The sequence below is a fragment of the Pseudomonas vanderleydeniana genome, assembly GCF_014268755.2.
GTDB lineage: Bacteria > Pseudomonadota > Gammaproteobacteria > Pseudomonadales > Pseudomonadaceae > Aquipseudomonas > Aquipseudomonas vanderleydeniana.
This window is the reverse complement of sequence record NZ_CP077093.1, coordinates 1,886,967-1,901,165: the sequence shown is the minus strand read 5'-3', so window position 1 is coordinate 1,901,165 and position 14,199 is coordinate 1,886,967. Positions and strand designations below refer to the sequence as shown.

Below are 14,199 nucleotides of genomic sequence, written 5' to 3'. Positions count from 1 at the left end.
GTCCATGTCCCGCAAAGCCGCCATCAGCAGCGCCCCGATTGCCCGCAAGGGCCAAGGTCCCGATCCCTATGCCTGGTTGCAGGAGCGCGACAGCGAGGCGGTGCTCGATTACCTCAAGGCCGAAAACAGCTATCAGCAGGCGCAGTTGGCCGACCAGGCCGAACTGCGCGAAACCCTGTTCGAGGAAATCAGGGGACGGATTCTCGAGACCGACCTGTCCCTGCCCTCGCCCTGGGGCCCGTTCCTGTACTACACCCGCACCACCGCCGGCGACGAGTACGCCCGCCACTATCGCTGCCCGCGCCCGGCCGATGACAGCCTGACCGTCGATGAAGGCACCGAGCAACTGCTGCTCGACCCCAACGAGCTGGCCGCTGGCGGCTTCCTGTCCCTCGGCAGCTTCAGTGTCAGCCCGGACCACCAGCGCCTGGCCTACAGCCTGGACACCAGCGGCGACGAAATCTACCGCCTGTACGTCAAGGAACTGGCCAGCGGCAACGTCAGCGAGCTGCCCTTCGACGACTGCGACGGCAGCATGACCTGGGCCAACGACAGCCGTACGTTGTTCTTCGGCGAGCTGGACGACACCCACCGCCCGCACAAGCTCTATCGCCATGTGCTGGGACAGGATGGCGCCGAGGAAGTCCTGCATGAACCGGACGGGCGTTTCTTCCTGCACTGCTACCGCAGCAGCTCCGAACGGCAACTGGTGGCGCTGCTGGGCAGCAAGACCACCAGTGAAGCCTGGGTGCTCGACGCCGAGACACCAGGCCAACCCTTCACCTGCCTGGCGCCACGCGTCGAGGGCCACGAGTACTTCGTCGATCACGGTCGCTACCAGGGCCAGTGGCGCTGGTTCATCCGCAGCAACCAAGACGGCATCAACTTCGCCCTGTTCCACGCCGCCGACGATGGCATCCCCCGTCGCGACGACTGGCAACGGCTGGTACCCCACGATGACCAGGTGATGCTCGAAGGCGTCACGCTCAATGCCCAGGCCTTGTGCCTGAGCCTGCGCGAAGGCGGCCTGCCGATCATCGAGGTACGTCCCGAGGGTCTGCCGGCCTACCGCGTGCAGTTGCCGGATGCGGCCTACAGCCTCTACGTGCAGGACAGCCTGGAGTTCAGCAGCGACTGCATCCGCCTGCGCTACGAAGCCCTCAACCGCCCGGCCCAGGTCCGTCAGTTGAACCTGGCCAGTGGCGAGCAGATCGTGCTCAAGCAGACGCCGGTGCTCGGCCCCTTCGATGCCGATGCCTATGTCAGCCAACGACTCTGGGCCAAGGCGCCGGACGGCACCCGGATCCCGATCAGCCTGGTGGTCAAGCGCGAGCTGCTGGGCCAGGCCACCCCGCTCTATCTCTATGGCTACGGCGCCTACGGCGAAAGCCTCGACCCCTGGTTCTCCCATGCCCGCCTGAGCCTGCTCGAGCGCGGCGTGGCCTTCGCCATCGCCCACGTGCGCGGCGGCGGCGAACTGGGCGAGGCCTGGTATCGCGCCGGCAAGCAGGAGCACAAGCAGAACACTTTCGACGACTTCATCGCCTGCGCCGAGCACCTGGTCGCCGAAGGCCTGACCCGCTCCAGCCAACTGGTCATCAGCGGCGGCAGTGCCGGTGGCCTGCTGATCGGCGCGGTGCTCAACCAGCGCCCGGAACTGTTCCAGGCGGCGATTGCCGAGGTGCCGTTCGTCGATGTACTGAACACCATGCTCGACCCCGACCTGCCGCTGACCGTCACCGAATACGACGAGTGGGGCAACCCGCAGGAACCCGAGGTGCATGCCCGGCTCAAGGCCTACGCCCCCTACGAGAACGTTCGCGCCCAGGCCTACCCGGCGATGCTGGTGATCGCCGGCTACAACGACAGCCGCGTGCAGTACTGGGAGGCGGCCAAGTGGGTGGCAAAATTGCGTGCGACCCGCACCGACGAACATCTACTCTTGCTCAAGACCGAGCTGGGTGCCGGCCACGGCGGCATGAGCGGGCGCTACCAGGGATTGCGTGACGTAGCGCTCGAATATGGCTTCGTGTTCAAGGTTCTGGGTATCGCCTGAGGAACTCTGCCCGGCGCCAGTGTCATAGACCATGACTCCCGGTCGCCGGGCCGGGAGCGGACAACAACAATAGATCGTGAAACATGTCAGAACCGACCTCACTGAATAACGAAATTCGCGACATGCTGATGGACTGCGGTCTGTTCAGCCACCTCCTGCCCGCCGACTGCCAGGCGGCATCCGGCTACTTCAGCATCAGCAGCGTGGACAAGGGCGAGGAAATCTTCCATGAAGGCGATGCAGGCACCTTCATGTGCATCATCCATCATGGCAGCGTCAACGTGCAGAAGCTCAACGAAGCCGGCCAACCCGTGGTCATCGCCACCCTGCGGGCCGGGCGGGCCTTCGGCGAGATGGCGGTACTCGATGGCGAGCGGCGCTCGGCCAGTTGCGTGGCGGCCAGCCACTGCCAGCTGTTGAACCTGGGCAAGGACTCGCTGGAAAAGATGCTCAACGAATCGCCGAAAATCGCCGCCAAGATCATTCGTGCCATCGCCATCGCAATGTCCAAGCGCCTGCGCATGGTCGACGGGCAACTGCTCTCGCAGCAGGTCTAGTGGCCTGTACGGTTAACTCGGATACTCACATTCGAGCTCAAGGGTTTGCCAGGCAAGGCGCCATGACGGGTCATGGCCGGGCTACGGCGAGGAATGGCAACGCAGCCTGGCAAGGACTTGGGCCGAAGTTGAGTATGCGAATTGGCCACACAGGCCACTAGTGGCCTGGCTTGGTCTTGTCCGTCTTGTCGTTCTGCTCCAGGCCCGGCAGCGTCTGGTCCTTGGGCGGCGACGGCAGCTCGATGCTCGGCAGCGGTTCTCCGGGCTTGGGGGGCGTGCGTGGGGTAACTTGCGGGTACGGCGTCGGGGTGGCGGTACCCGGCGAGCCCGGAGCCGGTGTCACGGGGGCCGGCGCAATGTCCTCGGCCCAGGCCGTCGTCATCGTCAGCGCGGCCCACACAGCGGCCGCCAGGGTAATGCCTTTCATCGATAGCTCCAGCAATCTGTCTGCTACAGGCTACTCGCAACGCAAACATTTTGCCTCGCCCAATGACATTTCGATGAAATCGTCCCGGGGACGACAGGCCGCCGATCACCGAAACGCCAGGGAACTGCGCTAGACTTCATGGCACGACCGTCATTAACCCATTCGACAAGGTGAACCCATGAGTTCGGCCAACCCACCCTCCCATACCGCCAAGCTGGACCGCATCCTCGCCGATGCGAAACGCGACAAGGAGATGGGCTATCGTGACAAGGCGCTGAAGATGTATCCGCACGTCTGCGGCCGCTGCGCCCGTGAATTCTCCGGCAAGCGCCTGAGCGAACTGACCGTGCACCATCGCGACCACAACCACGACAACAACCCGCAGGACGGCTCCAACTGGGAGCTGCTCTGCCTGTTCTGCCACGACAACGAACACTCGCGCTACACCGACCAGCAGTATTTCGGCGACAGCTCCCTGAGCAGCCCGAAGGTCGCCAAGGCCACCCACAACCCCTTCGCCGCCCTGGCCGGGATGCTGAAGAAAGACGAGTGAGTCGCGCCTGTGCTGCCCGCCGCCACGCGGGCAGTCTCCAGCCCCTGATCGAGGAAGGCTCACGCCCTGCGGCGTTGCCGGTATACTCGCGTCTTTTTCCTGGAAGGCACCCCGCTCGTGGCAAACAAAAGGTACAGCTGCATTGGTTTGTATAACCCCAAGTCACCGGAGAACGTCGGCTCGGTGATGCGTGCGGCTGGCTGCTACGGCGTGGCCTCGGTGTTCTATACCGGCAAGCGCTACGAGCGCGCCCGGGACTTCGTCACCGACACCAAGAAGGTGCACCAGGACATCCCGCTGATCGGCATCGACGACCTGAAGAAAATCCTGCCCCTGGGCTGCATCCCGGTCGCCGTCGAGCTGGTGGAGGGCGCCCGCCCGCTGCCGGAATACACCCATCCCGATCGCGCGCTGTACATCTTCGGCCCGGAGGATGGCTCGCTGGACAAGGACATCCGCGATTGGTGCGAGGACGTCGTGTACATCCCCACCACCGGTTGCATGAACCTGGCCGCCACCGTCAACGTGGTGCTCTATGACCGCCTGGCCAAGGGCAACAACACCCGCTCGGGGCCCAAGTTCTGAATGTCTCGAGGAACCCGCCGGCGGTTCCGACAGTCTGCACTCTATCCAACGTCACTTGAGGGAGACAGATCATGAGCGACAGTAAAACCCTGCAGCGCATCGACTCCACGCCATTCCAGTCCCGGCCGGCCGAGCAGAACGTCCAGGGCTGGGAGCGCATCGGTTCCCTGGCCGGCGGCGTCGTGATGGTCGGCAAGGGCCTGCGCCGGGGTGGCGTGTTCGGCCTGATCCAGGTGGCCATCGGCGGCGTCGCAATGGCTCGCGGCATCACCGGCCACAGCTCGGCCAAGAGCCTGCTGGAAAAGGGCCGCCAGGACCTGCAAGGCGTACGTGCCAAGGTCGAGCGAGCGGCGGATGAGCTGCGGCAGATGAAGGCCAGTGCCGAGATGGCAACCCGTACCGCGACGGTGACGGGGAACGACTCGCTGGAAACGCCGAAGGCCTGATAGCGCCCTTGAGCACGCCCTCGCGGGCAAACCCTACTGATCGTTCCCACGCTGCGCGTGGGAATGCCTCTCTGGGCACTCAGCGCCCGCTCTGGTGACGCAGAGCCTCACGTGCTGCGTTCCCACGCAGAGCGTGGGAACGATCAAAGATCGGTAGCGCGCCAGCTACTTCAGCAGATCCGTCGCCAACACCTTCGACGGCCCACCCAGCACGCTTTCGCTCAACTGGACGAATTCCCGGGTGGTCACCGTGTCCAGGCGCATCGCTGCCCGGCTCACGTCATCCAGCGAATGCCGGTTGTCGGTCTGCTGGCGAATCTCCCGGTCCAGTTCCTGCAACAGCACGACCGCCCGGGCCACCGTCGCTCCGCTCACCTGGTCGCCCCGCAAGCTGCCGACCTTGTGTCCGAGCCGCGCCAGCCTGCCCTGTGCCGCCTGGTAGCGCTCCTCGCTCATCCCGCCGGCACGTCGCACCAGTTCGATGGCGTAGTACTCCGCCAGGCCTTCACCGATCCAGTCGCTGCGATGGCTGTCGTTGATCCGTCCGAAGACATGCACCAGCTCACGCACCAGCGGGCTGGCCCCGGACTCGCTGACCAACGGCCCGGTCGTGTGCAGGTAGATCGAATCATGGGCCGCCCGGGCACCCCGCATCATCGACTCTCCGGCCCCCACCACCAGCAGTTTCGGTGGATTGCGCGGAAACACCTCCTGCAGCTTGGGCCAGACGAAGGTCAGCAGCATCAGCACATCCATCCGCCGCATGCCCTCGCCCCGGGGACCGGCGACCGTCACCTCGGTTTCCCCCAGGCGCGTGCGCCGGCTGCCGAGATCGCCGGCCAGCAGCCAGCCGGTCGGCCGATCGAACAGGCGCGAGACGTTATCGACACGAAAGCGGTTCTTGCCGATCCGCGGCCAGGCCGTCTCGACGCTTTTCCAGCCATTGGGCAGCTCCACGTCCAACCGCGACACCAGCTCGGTACCATCCTGCTGGTCCAGGTGCGCCGGCGGCACCAGTTCCTCGCCACGCAGCAGGGCCCAGTGGCTGGTCATGCGGGTTTCGAACGTGCCATTGCGGCGCGGATGGCTGATGCTCACCCGATAGCTCAGGCTCGCCTGGCCGGCAGCCGGACGCCAGATACCGCGACTGTTGGTACCGGCCTGGTCCGGTCGTACCAGCCACTGGCCGTCGGCCTTGAAGTCGCTGTAGTAGCCCTGGGCTCCCAGGTCGAAATCCAGGCTGCGCACCGCCGCCCCCTGGGCCAGGGTCAGGCGCACTTCCACCTGGTCGCTCTGCGGCAACAGGCGCAGGTGGTAATCCAGGTCGACTTTTTTCCCGGCCCAGGCGCAGCCGGCCAGCATCAGCAGCAGCGATCCCGCCAACAGTCGGCCACGCACCGGCATATACGCTCCCTCGAGTTCGCCAGGATCAACCGGCGCGGAAAATCAGATGGTCTTCCCAATCGTCCTCGGGCACGCTGCCTTCGGCCAGCATCCGCCCGGACTGGGAGATTCGCTCGTGGTGCACCGCGTCGCGGTCGCCGCAGACCAGATGATGCCAGAGTGGCAGGTCCTTGCCTTCGCTGACCAGTCGATAACCGCAGGTCGGCGGCAGCCACTTGAACTCGTCGGCCTTGCCCGGGGTGAGCTGGATGCAGTCGGGCACCGAAGCGCGACGGTTGCTGTAGTCGGTGCACTGGCAGGTCTTGAGGTCCAGCAACTTGCAGGCGATACGCGTGTAGTAGACGCTGTTGTCCTCTTCATCCTCGAGCTTCTGCAGGCAGCACAGGCCACAGCCGTCGCACAGCGACTCCCATTCCTCCTGGTCGAGCTGATCGAGGGTCTTGCGTATCCAGAAGGGTTCGACTTTTGCGGCCATGGTTCAGACATCTGCATCGGGTAGTGAAAAGGTCGCCAGTCTAGTGCCCAGGCCGCAAAGGGCCAAGCATTGGCGACTGTCGGTTGAAGAAGGCTTGTCAGTCACGCCCGCGCGCAGTAGTTTGGGGACCCCAAAGCCCACTAGCCAACTGCCATTAGCGCTCCACGGCGCCGCACTCGGCAGACTGTAGACGGGCCAGGCATCACGACCGGACACCGCTCCAGCGGCCAGGGTCGCCCCAACACCCTTCACTTCGGACTCTAGTCAGGAATCGCCCATGAGTGCCAACCCACGTGTCGCCGATTACCCCATCGATGCCCAGTTCACCCAGCGCTGGTCGCCGCGCGCCTTCACCGGCGAAGCCATCCCGGAAGAAACCCTGCTGAGCTTCTTCGAAGCCGCACGCTGGGCGCCATCGGCCTACAACTCGCAGCCGTGGCGCTTTCTCTACGCGCGTCGCGACACGCCGAACTGGGAGCGTTTCCTCGGCCTGCTCAACGAGTTCAACCGCAACTGGGCGCAACATGCGTCGGCGCTGGTGATCGTGATCTCGAAAACCACCTTCAAGGTGCCCGGCGCAGCCGAGGAAACCCCGGCCCTGTGGCACACCTTCGACACCGGCTCGGCCTGGGGCTACCTGGCCCTGCAAGCCAGCCAGAGCGGCTGGCACACCCACGGCATGGCCGGCTTCGACCAGGAACTGACCCGCAAGGAACTGAAGATTCCGGAAGGTTACGCCCTGCACGCGGCCGTGGCCGTCGGCAAACTGGGCGACAAGGCCAGCCTCGCCGAATACCTGCAGGCCCGGGAAGTACCGAGCCCACGCGAGCCGGTAAGCGCGCTGGCGGCCGAGGGTGACTTCAGCCTATAACCATTTGCCAGCGACAGGCAGACTGTGGCGAGCGGGCTTGTCGGATCGCCGCACCGCCGCGCTGGGCTGCGCAGCAGCCCTAAAGCCAGACACCTCGCTTATTCAGATGCACCGAGTGTTCTGTTTTTGGGGCTGCTTTGCAGCCCAGCGCGGGCAAGCCCGCTCGCCACATCGTTGAATTCAACGGTCAGTAACCGCGCTCGAATTGCACTTCGCCGCGCAGCGACTCGCCCGCCTGGTACGCTCGCAGGTTCTCGACGAACAACCGCACCATCATCGACGGCGACGTCGGTGCCGAACTGTGGCCGGTCAGCAACAGGCCCCAGGCGGTCCAGAACGGATGGCGCTGCGGCAACGGCTCCTGGCGGCAGACGTCGATCACCGCACCGGCCAGATGGCCTTCCTTCAATGCCTCCACCAGGTCCGCGTCGACCACCGCCACGCCGCGCCCGGCGTTGATGAACAGGCCGGTCGGCTTGAAGCGCTTGAACATCGCCGCGTCGTACAGGTCATGGGTCGCCGGGGTGTTGGGCAACAGGTTGACCACGTAGTCCACCTCGCCTACCCGCTCACCCAGTGCCTCCAGGCCATCGACGCGGATGAACGGCGCCTGCTCGCGGGGCTCGCTGGCGATCCCGTACAACTCGACCCCGAACGGCTGCAGGAATTGCGCCACGCTCTGGCCGATATCGCCCGCGCCGACGATCAGCACCTTGCGCCCGGCCAGCCCCTGGCCGGTGCGGTTATCCCACTTGCGCTCGACCTGGCTGACCAGGCGCGCCAGGACCTCGCGTTCATGGCCGAGCATGTAGGTCAGGACATATTCGGCCATGGCCTGGCCGAAGATGCCCACGGCACGGGTCAGGCGATAGTCGCGCGGCAGCCCTTCAGCCAGCAGCGGGGTAATCCCCGCCCAGGTCGATTGCAGCCACTGCGGACGGTGGCCCTGGCGCAGCAGGCTGGCCATCAGGTCCGGCTGCCCGAGCCACACCGGACAATCGGAGGCCATGCCCGAAAGCTTGGCCGAATCGCCACTGGTCATGACTTCAAGTTCAGGCAGCGCCTGGTGCAGCAGGCGGGCGTACACGGCATGGTCGTGTTCGGCAATCAGAACGCGCATGGTTCAAACCTTTCAGAAACGGTACGGGCAGCCGCCGATGAAGCGCTCTCCATCGTGCTCGGCAGCCGCCGGAATGCATTCCATTGAAGTGGAGCGCCCCGTGGGCGCTCAGGGATGTGGATCAGACCGGGTCATTGCGCCGCAACAACTCTTCGGGCAGGTGTTCGATGTACTCGTCCTCGGCCGGTGGCATCTGCAGGTGGTAACCCTGCTTCTCGAGGTTCTCGAGCACCTTGTGGATATCCTCGCGCGCCAGCTTGCGCTCGGGCGTCAGCACCAGGTCGAAGGCATGCTGCGGCTTGCCGAACGCCTGCAGGAGGGTTTCCGGTACGCGCTCCAGGGCTTCGCTCTTGAGCACGTAGAGGTACATTTCGTTCTTGCGGGGGCTGCGATAGATCGAGCAGATGTGTTTCAAGGCTGTTCTCCGGCAGTCGCCAGGCTGTCGAGCAGGGCCTGGCCCAGCAATTCGCGGCGCCAGCCACGCAGCGAATCGGGCAATTGATAGGGTCCGTCAGGGAAGCCGCTCTTGATCAGCGCTTCCAGGGTTTTCTTGCGCAGCATCAGCTCCGGCACGATGTTCATGCGCTCGGCCGCCGCCTGGCCCACCGCCCGCAGGCGCTTGACCAGCGCACCGGCCTCGATCGGCAAGGGTTCGGGCACCGCGGGCGGCCACTGGTCCATCGGCAGGCTGGCCGCACGCTTGATCAGCCCGAGCAGGAACTCGCCATCCTGGCGCACGGTGCGCGGGTGCATGTCCTCGATACGGGCCAGGGTCACCAGGTTATCCGGCTGGCTCTTGGCCAAGGGCCACAGCGAGTGCTCGCGGATGATCCGGTTGCGCGGCAGATCGCGGGCACGGGCCTCACGCTCGCGCCAGGCGCAGAGTTCACGCAGTACCGCCAGTTGTGCCCGGGACAGTTTCCAGGCCAGCTTGGCGTCGCGATAGATCTCGTTGGGATCGACCTCACGGCGCAGGTTGGCGACCAGTTCGGCGCCATCTTCCAATACCCAGGCGTACTTGTCGTCCGACAGTTGCGGGCGCAACCGGTTGTAGACCTCGGCCAGATGCAGCGCATCTTCGGCGGCATAACTGACCTGGGTCTCCGACAGCGGGCGCTGCAGCCAGTCGGAACGGGTTTCGCCCTTGGGCAACTCGATACCGAGGACCTCCTGGACCAGCCGCGAATAACCCATGGAAAAACCGAGGTTCAGGTAACCGGCGGCCAGTTGGGTGTCGAACAGCGGTGCCGGCAGGCTGCCGGTCAGGCGCAGCAGGACTTCGAGGTCCTCGCTGCAGGCGTGCACGACCTTGACCACCGCCGGGTTGTCCAGCAGCGCAGCCAGCGGTTGCCAGTCGTCGATGGTCAGCGGGTCGATCAGGTAGGCGCGGGCGCCATCACCGATCTGGATCAGCCCGGCGATGGGGTAAAAGGTGTCGACCCGCATGAATTCGGTGTCGAGGGCAACGAAAGGTAGTTGCTGCCATTCAGTGCAATGCCGACCGAGGCTATCGTTGTCGCGAATCCAGTGAATATCGATGGCCACACGGCTCTCCCTTGAAGAATGGCGCGCAGTATATATCGCCGCAGGCGATTTCCGAGCATCCGCGCTGCAAGTGCGTAGGCGAATGCCCCGCTGCGGTGAAAGAATAGTCTTACTCGTCAAGTTCGCAGGGGCCGACAGGTGTCAGCTGTCCTTACGCAGGACATAGACCCGACGCATGGCATACCCCGGCAGGAGATCGCGGTGGCCGACGATCTCGAAGCCGGCCTCCTGAAACTCGGCCTCGATCTGCGTCTTGCCCACTATCGCTGGCTGGCCATCCTGGTCCGACGGAAGGAGCCGATTGCGACGGTGCCAGGCCATGAGGTTGCCGCTCAGGTACACGGAGATGATCACCGTGTCGCGAGTGACCCGGTGAAACTCGCCAAGGATCGCCAGCCGATGCTCCCGCTCGGCGACATGGGCGAAGAACGGCAGGCAGAAAATGCAGTCCACCGAGTTTTCCGGCAAGCCGATGACGAATGCCGAACTGTGGAAAATCCTGACTCGCTTGAACAGCTCGGGCGGATGATGAACCGCACAGTGGTCGAGCATTTCCCGCGACGAATCCGCCGCCAGGACCACCCGGTTGCCACGCTGCGCCAGCACCGGCCAGAAGCGGCCCGCACCACAGGGCAGGTCCAGCACCAGGCCCGGCTCACCCGCCAGTTTCAGCGCCTGGCGCACCAGGCACTCCTCGCGCCAATGCGCAAGGCGCGCCAACAGCCCCTGGGGTTGAGCATTGCGGCACACCTGGGCATGCTCGCGCGCATGCTGGCGGGCGAACTCAAGCTCGACGAGTGAAGGCGATGGCGCTGACATGTCTGACGGACTCTGCTGCATTGACCGACGATCGGAAGCGCTGCCGCAAGCATGAATACAACTCCCGACAGCACTTGAACCTTAGTCAGGTGCGCATCAACATTTCGTGAAAAAAACGCCGCCGCCGCATCAAGCCGGCCCATTCAGGCCTGGTGCAGATACCAGCGCCAGTCCTGCTCGCCGACTTCGCCCATGAACTGCCGGTACTCCGCGCGCTTGACCGCCAGGTAGACCCCGAGGAATTCGCTACCGAACGTATCGCGGGCCCAGGCGGACCCCTCCAGGGCCCTCAGGCTGGTCAGCCAGTCCGTGGGCAGGCGCTCGCCGGCCTGGGCATAACCGTTGCCCTCGACCGGTGCGCCGGGGTCCAGTTGCCCGACGATGCCGCGATGAATACCGGCCAGGATCGCCGCAGCCGCCAGGTACGGGTTGGCATCGGCACCACAGATCCGATGTTCGATATGCCGCGACGTTGCCGGCCCGCCCGGCACCCGCAGGCTCACGGTACGGTTGTCGACACCCCAGGTCGCCGCCAGCGGCGCATAGCTGTTGCTCTGGAAGCGTCGGTAGGAGTTGGCGTTGGGGCAGAACAGCAGCAACGAATCGAGCAGGGTCGCGAGCAGGCCACCCACCGCCTGCTTCAGCAATGGCGTCCCCTCGGCCGCCTCGCTGGCGAACAGGTTGCGCCCTTCGCTGTCGGCCAGGCTCACATGCATGTGCATGCCGGTACCGGCCAGGTCGTCGAAAGGCTTGGCCATGAAACAGGCGATCATCCCGTGCTTGTGCGCCACGCCCTTGACCAGCCGCTTGTAGCGCACCGCCTCGTCCATCGCCTGCAAGGCATCGGCACGGTGTTCCAGGGTGATTTCCACCTGGCCGGGCGCGTATTCGGAAATCGCCGTGCGTGCGGGAATGCCCTGGAGTTTGCAGGCCTCATAGAGGTCGGCGAGAAACGGCTCGATCTGTTCCAGCTCGCGCAAGCCATAGACCTGCGTGGCCCGTGGCCGCCCGCCATCGGCATCGCGGGCCGGCTGCGGGCGACCGTTGCCGTCGCGCTGCCGGTCGAGCAGATAGAACTCCAGCTCCGCCGCCATCACCGGATAGTAGCCCTCGGCCTGGAGCTGCCCAACCACCCTGGCGAGCAACTGACGGGGATCGGCCACCGCTGCCGGCAACCCCTCGGTCGGGTGCATGCCGACCTGCACGGCCGCCGTCGGTATCAACCGCCAGGGCATGCGCTGCAGGCTCCCGGCAATGGGATAGGCACGGCAATCGATATCGCCGACGTCCCAGACCAAGCCGGAGTTTTCCACATCGTCGCCATTGAGGGTCAGGCCGAGAATCGTGCTCGGCAACGGCCGGCCGCTGGCATATACCGCCAGCAACTCGTCCCGGTGCAACAGCTTGCCCCGGGGCACACCGTTATTGTCGACGATGAACAACTCGAACATTTCGATATCCGGGTTCCGTTCCAGGAACGACCGGGCTTCTTCAAGGGCAGCGAAGGACTGGCAGGCAACGACACTCATGGTTTTTCTCATATTCCGCGTCAGGCAGGCGCAGCAACGCCCACCACTTCGACCCGGGTGACCGACAAGGGCCAACCAGGGTCAGTGAAATGACTCAACGGGAATAGGCAACATCCGGTGGCCGCGCATGGCGACAGTGCCACAGCGCCCAGAAGGCCAGCTCGCAAGGCAGCGCGACCGCGCTGGGGATAGCCGCCATCGACGAACCAGCGGCATCGGGAGCAGGCGCCTGGGCGCCGCTCGACACGTCATGACTGATCTCGTTGATGCGCGCGTCCATGAGCCTGCCGCAATGAACAGAAGAGTTGCAGACTCACACGCCGGGATAAGCCGTTAAATGCAGTTTTTACAACGCTCGGTTACCCGGCGACTAAACATTGCCCCATCAGAGCAGAGCTTTCCTGTAGGACTCGCGATCCAGGTCCACCACCTCGACCGACAACTGCACCTCGACCGATGACGGCCAGTTGCCCAGCTCCTGCAAGCCGGCCAGCAGGCTCTCGGAGAGTTGCGCCTTCACCTGTGGCGAGCGACCGCTCAACAGCGCCAGCTTCACATGCACGAAGCCGCGCACGGTCAGGCCGGTACCCACGCGAAAGGTCTCCACCCGGGTCGCCCGACTCTTGATATCGAACTCCGCCGCGAACTGACCGGATGCCACCAGCACATGGTTGATCCGCAACAGGGCGTTATCGGGCTCGAAATCGGTCAGGTTCGAGGTGTACTCCAGGAAAACGTGAGGCATGCAATGGCTCCGAACGGTCGGGGGAAGGCGCAAGGTATAACACGCAACCTGTCGAAACGGTCAGAAAAACCTTATACGGGCGCCGCTGGCAGGCGGTCGCTCATGAATTTCTCCAGCCGCGAACGCAACCAGCGTTCGGCCGGGTCGGTGTCGACGATCCCCAGCCAGACCATCGACAGGTCCAGGGTGGGTGCCTTGAACGGCAGCGGTTCGGCGAACAGTGAACCCGAGGCGGCCATGGCCAGCGCCGTATAGTCCGGCAGGCCGGCGATCAGGTCGGTGCCCGCCAGCAGGGCCGGCAAGGCACTGTACTGCGGCACTGACAGCACCACGTGGCGCTTGCGGCCGATTTCCGCCAGCCACTCATCGGCCAGGCTGCTGACATTCGCCGTATGGGACACCAGCACATGCGGGCGGGCGCAGTATTCATCGAGGCTCATGGGCGTGGACGAGGCATCGGCACGCAGCAGCATCGGCTGGATATGCCGCAGCAACTTGCGCTTGGCATTGGCCGGCAGGCCGCGGGTCTGGCTGATGCCCACCGTGATGTCGCCGGAAGCGAGCAGGTCCGGGATACGCCAGTAGTCGACGTGCTGGACCACGATCATTACATTCGGCGCTTCCTGGCGCAGGGCGCGCAGCAGGTTGGGCAGCAGACCGAATTCGACGTCGTCCGACAGCCCGATGCGAAAGGTCATGGTGCTGCTGGCCGGATCGAAATCGTGGGTCAGGCTCAGGGCATTGGACAGCGAGTCAAGGGCCGGCGACAGGTACTGGATCAGTTCCTCGGCGCGGGCGGTCGGCTCCATGCGGTGGCCGACGCGGATGAACAGCGGATCGTTGAACATCGCCCGCAGGCGATTGAGCGCCGAACTGATGGTCGGCTGGCCAAGAAAGAGCTTTTCCGCCACCCGTGTCACATTGCGTTCCAGCATCAGGGCTTCGAACACCACCATCAGGTTGATGTCGGCCTTGCGCAGTTCGTTGCGATTCATCCGTTGCCCCTGCTCCCCCAAACCCTGCAAGTGTAGAAAGATGTGACCACTGGCGTCTACGTGGATTGTGCG

17 protein-coding genes are annotated in these 14,199 nt (G+C 64.7%); 6 read left to right on the top strand and 11 right to left on the bottom strand.

All coding sequences use genetic code 11. The annotated features are described in order from the left end of the window. The first annotated feature begins 4 nt into the window (after positions 1-4). Positions 5-2,056: a S9 family peptidase gene (locus HU752_RS08575; protein WP_186677957.1), complete on the top strand. Its 2,052-nt coding sequence runs from the start codon at positions 5-7 to the stop codon at positions 2,054-2,056. A gap of 83 nt (positions 2,057-2,139) precedes the next feature. Beyond that, positions 2,140-2,613, top strand: a complete 474-nt coding sequence (locus HU752_RS08570; RefSeq protein ID WP_186677959.1) for a cyclic nucleotide-binding domain-containing protein — start codon at positions 2,140-2,142, stop codon at positions 2,611-2,613. A 157-nt stretch (positions 2,614-2,770) separates the two neighbouring features. On the opposite strand, the gene HU752_RS08565 is transcribed toward HU752_RS08570, so the two are convergent. Next, entirely contained in the window at positions 2,771-3,040 is a 270-nt protein-coding gene (locus tag HU752_RS08565) for a hypothetical protein (RefSeq protein WP_186677961.1), read from the bottom strand. A gap of 178 nt (positions 3,041-3,218) precedes the next feature. On the opposite strand from HU752_RS08565, the gene HU752_RS08560 reads away from it, so the two are divergent. The 3 genes from HU752_RS08560 (at position 3,219) to HU752_RS08550 (ending at position 4,624) form a co-directional block, all read left to right on the top strand. Then, positions 3,219-3,593 (top strand): YajD family HNH nuclease, encoded by a 375-nt coding sequence (locus tag HU752_RS08560; RefSeq protein ID WP_186677963.1) that lies wholly within the window; start codon positions 3,219-3,221, stop codon positions 3,591-3,593. Between the two features lie 117 nt (positions 3,594-3,710). Next, positions 3,711-4,178 carry an RNA methyltransferase gene (locus HU752_RS08555; RefSeq protein WP_010450151.1) on the top strand — a complete coding sequence of 156 codons (468 nt, stop codon included), beginning with the start codon at positions 3,711-3,713 and terminating at the stop codon, positions 4,176-4,178. A 71-nt stretch (positions 4,179-4,249) separates the two neighbouring features. Continuing rightward, positions 4,250-4,624, top strand: coding sequence for a YgaP family membrane protein (locus tag HU752_RS08550; protein WP_186677965.1), 375 nt, complete (start codon positions 4,250-4,252; stop codon positions 4,622-4,624). Between the two features lie 165 nt (positions 4,625-4,789). Here HU752_RS08550 and HU752_RS08545 read toward each other — a convergent pair whose 3' ends face one another. Further along, on the bottom strand, positions 4,790-6,028 hold the full coding sequence (locus tag HU752_RS08545; protein WP_186677967.1) for a hypothetical protein: 1,239 nt from the start codon (positions 6,026-6,028) through the stop codon (positions 4,790-4,792). 25 nt (positions 6,029-6,053) lie between these two features. Beyond that, positions 6,054-6,503: a YcgN family cysteine cluster protein gene (locus HU752_RS08540; protein ID WP_054061384.1), complete on the bottom strand. Its 450-nt coding sequence runs from the start codon at positions 6,501-6,503 to the stop codon at positions 6,054-6,056. A 277-nt stretch (positions 6,504-6,780) separates the two neighbouring features. Here HU752_RS08540 and HU752_RS08535 point away from each other — a divergent pair, with 277 nt between their 5' ends. Next, the gene (locus tag HU752_RS08535) at positions 6,781-7,374 is read left to right on the top strand and encodes a nitroreductase family protein (RefSeq protein WP_186677969.1); all 594 of its coding nucleotides are present in this window, start codon (positions 6,781-6,783) and stop codon (positions 7,372-7,374) included. Between the two features lie 187 nt (positions 7,375-7,561). Here HU752_RS08535 and HU752_RS08530 read toward each other — a convergent pair whose 3' ends face one another. From HU752_RS08530 to HU752_RS08495, 8 genes are all read right to left on the bottom strand, one after another. Continuing rightward, positions 7,562-8,494 carry a D-2-hydroxyacid dehydrogenase gene (locus HU752_RS08530; RefSeq protein ID WP_186677970.1) on the bottom strand — a complete coding sequence of 311 codons (933 nt, stop codon included), beginning with the start codon at positions 8,492-8,494 and terminating at the stop codon, positions 7,562-7,564. Positions 8,495-8,615: 121 nt separating this feature from the next. After that, on the bottom strand, positions 8,616-8,909 hold the full coding sequence (locus HU752_RS08525) for a YcgL domain-containing protein (protein ID WP_186677972.1): 294 nt from the start codon (positions 8,907-8,909) through the stop codon (positions 8,616-8,618). Then, a complete protein-coding gene (gene rnd / locus HU752_RS08520) occupies positions 8,906-10,039 on the bottom strand; it encodes a ribonuclease D (RefSeq protein WP_186677975.1) in 1,134 nt (377 codons plus the stop codon). The genes HU752_RS08525 and rnd overlap by 4 nt, the downstream gene beginning before the upstream one ends. 141 nt (positions 10,040-10,180) lie before the next feature. Then, entirely contained in the window at positions 10,181-10,858 is a 678-nt protein-coding gene (locus HU752_RS08515) for a class I SAM-dependent methyltransferase (RefSeq protein ID WP_186677978.1), read from the bottom strand. A gap of 143 nt (positions 10,859-11,001) precedes the next feature. Continuing rightward, the gene (locus tag HU752_RS08510; RefSeq protein ID WP_186677981.1) at positions 11,002-12,387 is read right to left on the bottom strand and encodes a glutamine synthetase family protein; all 1,386 of its coding nucleotides are present in this window, start codon (positions 12,385-12,387) and stop codon (positions 11,002-11,004) included. A gap of 94 nt (positions 12,388-12,481) precedes the next feature. Further along, positions 12,482-12,667, bottom strand: a complete 186-nt coding sequence (locus HU752_RS08505; protein WP_186677984.1) for a hypothetical protein — start codon at positions 12,665-12,667, stop codon at positions 12,482-12,484. Positions 12,668-12,772: 105 nt separating this feature from the next. After that, positions 12,773-13,132 carry a 5-carboxymethyl-2-hydroxymuconate Delta-isomerase gene (locus HU752_RS08500; protein ID WP_186677987.1) on the bottom strand — a complete coding sequence of 120 codons (360 nt, stop codon included), beginning with the start codon at positions 13,130-13,132 and terminating at the stop codon, positions 12,773-12,775. A gap of 71 nt (positions 13,133-13,203) precedes the next feature. Beyond that, positions 13,204-14,127, bottom strand: coding sequence for a LysR family transcriptional regulator (locus tag HU752_RS08495; RefSeq protein WP_186677990.1), 924 nt, complete (start codon positions 14,125-14,127; stop codon positions 13,204-13,206). Positions 14,128-14,199: the final 72 nt, after the last annotated feature.

Excerpts from the sequence above, each read along its gene's own strand:
- HU752_RS08550 (WP_186677965.1), top strand. The coding sequence starts at position 4,250 with ATGAGCGACAGTAAAACCCTGCAGCGCATCGACTCCACGCCATTCCAG.
- HU752_RS08515 (WP_186677978.1), bottom strand. The coding sequence starts at position 10,858 with ATGTCAGCGCCATCGCCTTCACTCGTCGAGCTTGAGTTCGCCCGCCAG.
- HU752_RS08575 (WP_186677957.1), top strand. The coding sequence starts at position 5 with ATGTCCCGCAAAGCCGCCATCAGCAGCGCCCCGATTGCCCGCAAGGGC.
- HU752_RS08505 (WP_186677984.1), bottom strand. The coding sequence starts at position 12,667 with ATGGACGCGCGCATCAACGAGATCAGTCATGACGTGTCGAGCGGCGCC.
- HU752_RS08570 (WP_186677959.1), top strand. The coding sequence starts at position 2,140 with ATGTCAGAACCGACCTCACTGAATAACGAAATTCGCGACATGCTGATG.
- HU752_RS08565 (WP_186677961.1), bottom strand. The coding sequence starts at position 3,040 with ATGAAAGGCATTACCCTGGCGGCCGCTGTGTGGGCCGCGCTGACGATG.
- HU752_RS08500 (WP_186677987.1), bottom strand. The coding sequence starts at position 13,132 with ATGCCTCACGTTTTCCTGGAGTACACCTCGAACCTGACCGATTTCGAG.
- HU752_RS08560 (WP_186677963.1), top strand. The coding sequence starts at position 3,219 with ATGAGTTCGGCCAACCCACCCTCCCATACCGCCAAGCTGGACCGCATC.
- HU752_RS08530 (WP_186677970.1), bottom strand. The coding sequence starts at position 8,494 with ATGCGCGTTCTGATTGCCGAACACGACCATGCCGTGTACGCCCGCCTG.
- HU752_RS08540 (WP_054061384.1), bottom strand. The coding sequence starts at position 6,503 with ATGGCCGCAAAAGTCGAACCCTTCTGGATACGCAAGACCCTCGATCAG.
- HU752_RS08510 (WP_186677981.1), bottom strand. The coding sequence starts at position 12,387 with ATGAGTGTCGTTGCCTGCCAGTCCTTCGCTGCCCTTGAAGAAGCCCGG.
- HU752_RS08495 (WP_186677990.1), bottom strand. The coding sequence starts at position 14,127 with ATGAATCGCAACGAACTGCGCAAGGCCGACATCAACCTGATGGTGGTG.
- HU752_RS08535 (WP_186677969.1), top strand. The coding sequence starts at position 6,781 with ATGAGTGCCAACCCACGTGTCGCCGATTACCCCATCGATGCCCAGTTC.
- HU752_RS08545 (WP_186677967.1), bottom strand. The coding sequence starts at position 6,028 with ATGCCGGTGCGTGGCCGACTGTTGGCGGGATCGCTGCTGCTGATGCTG.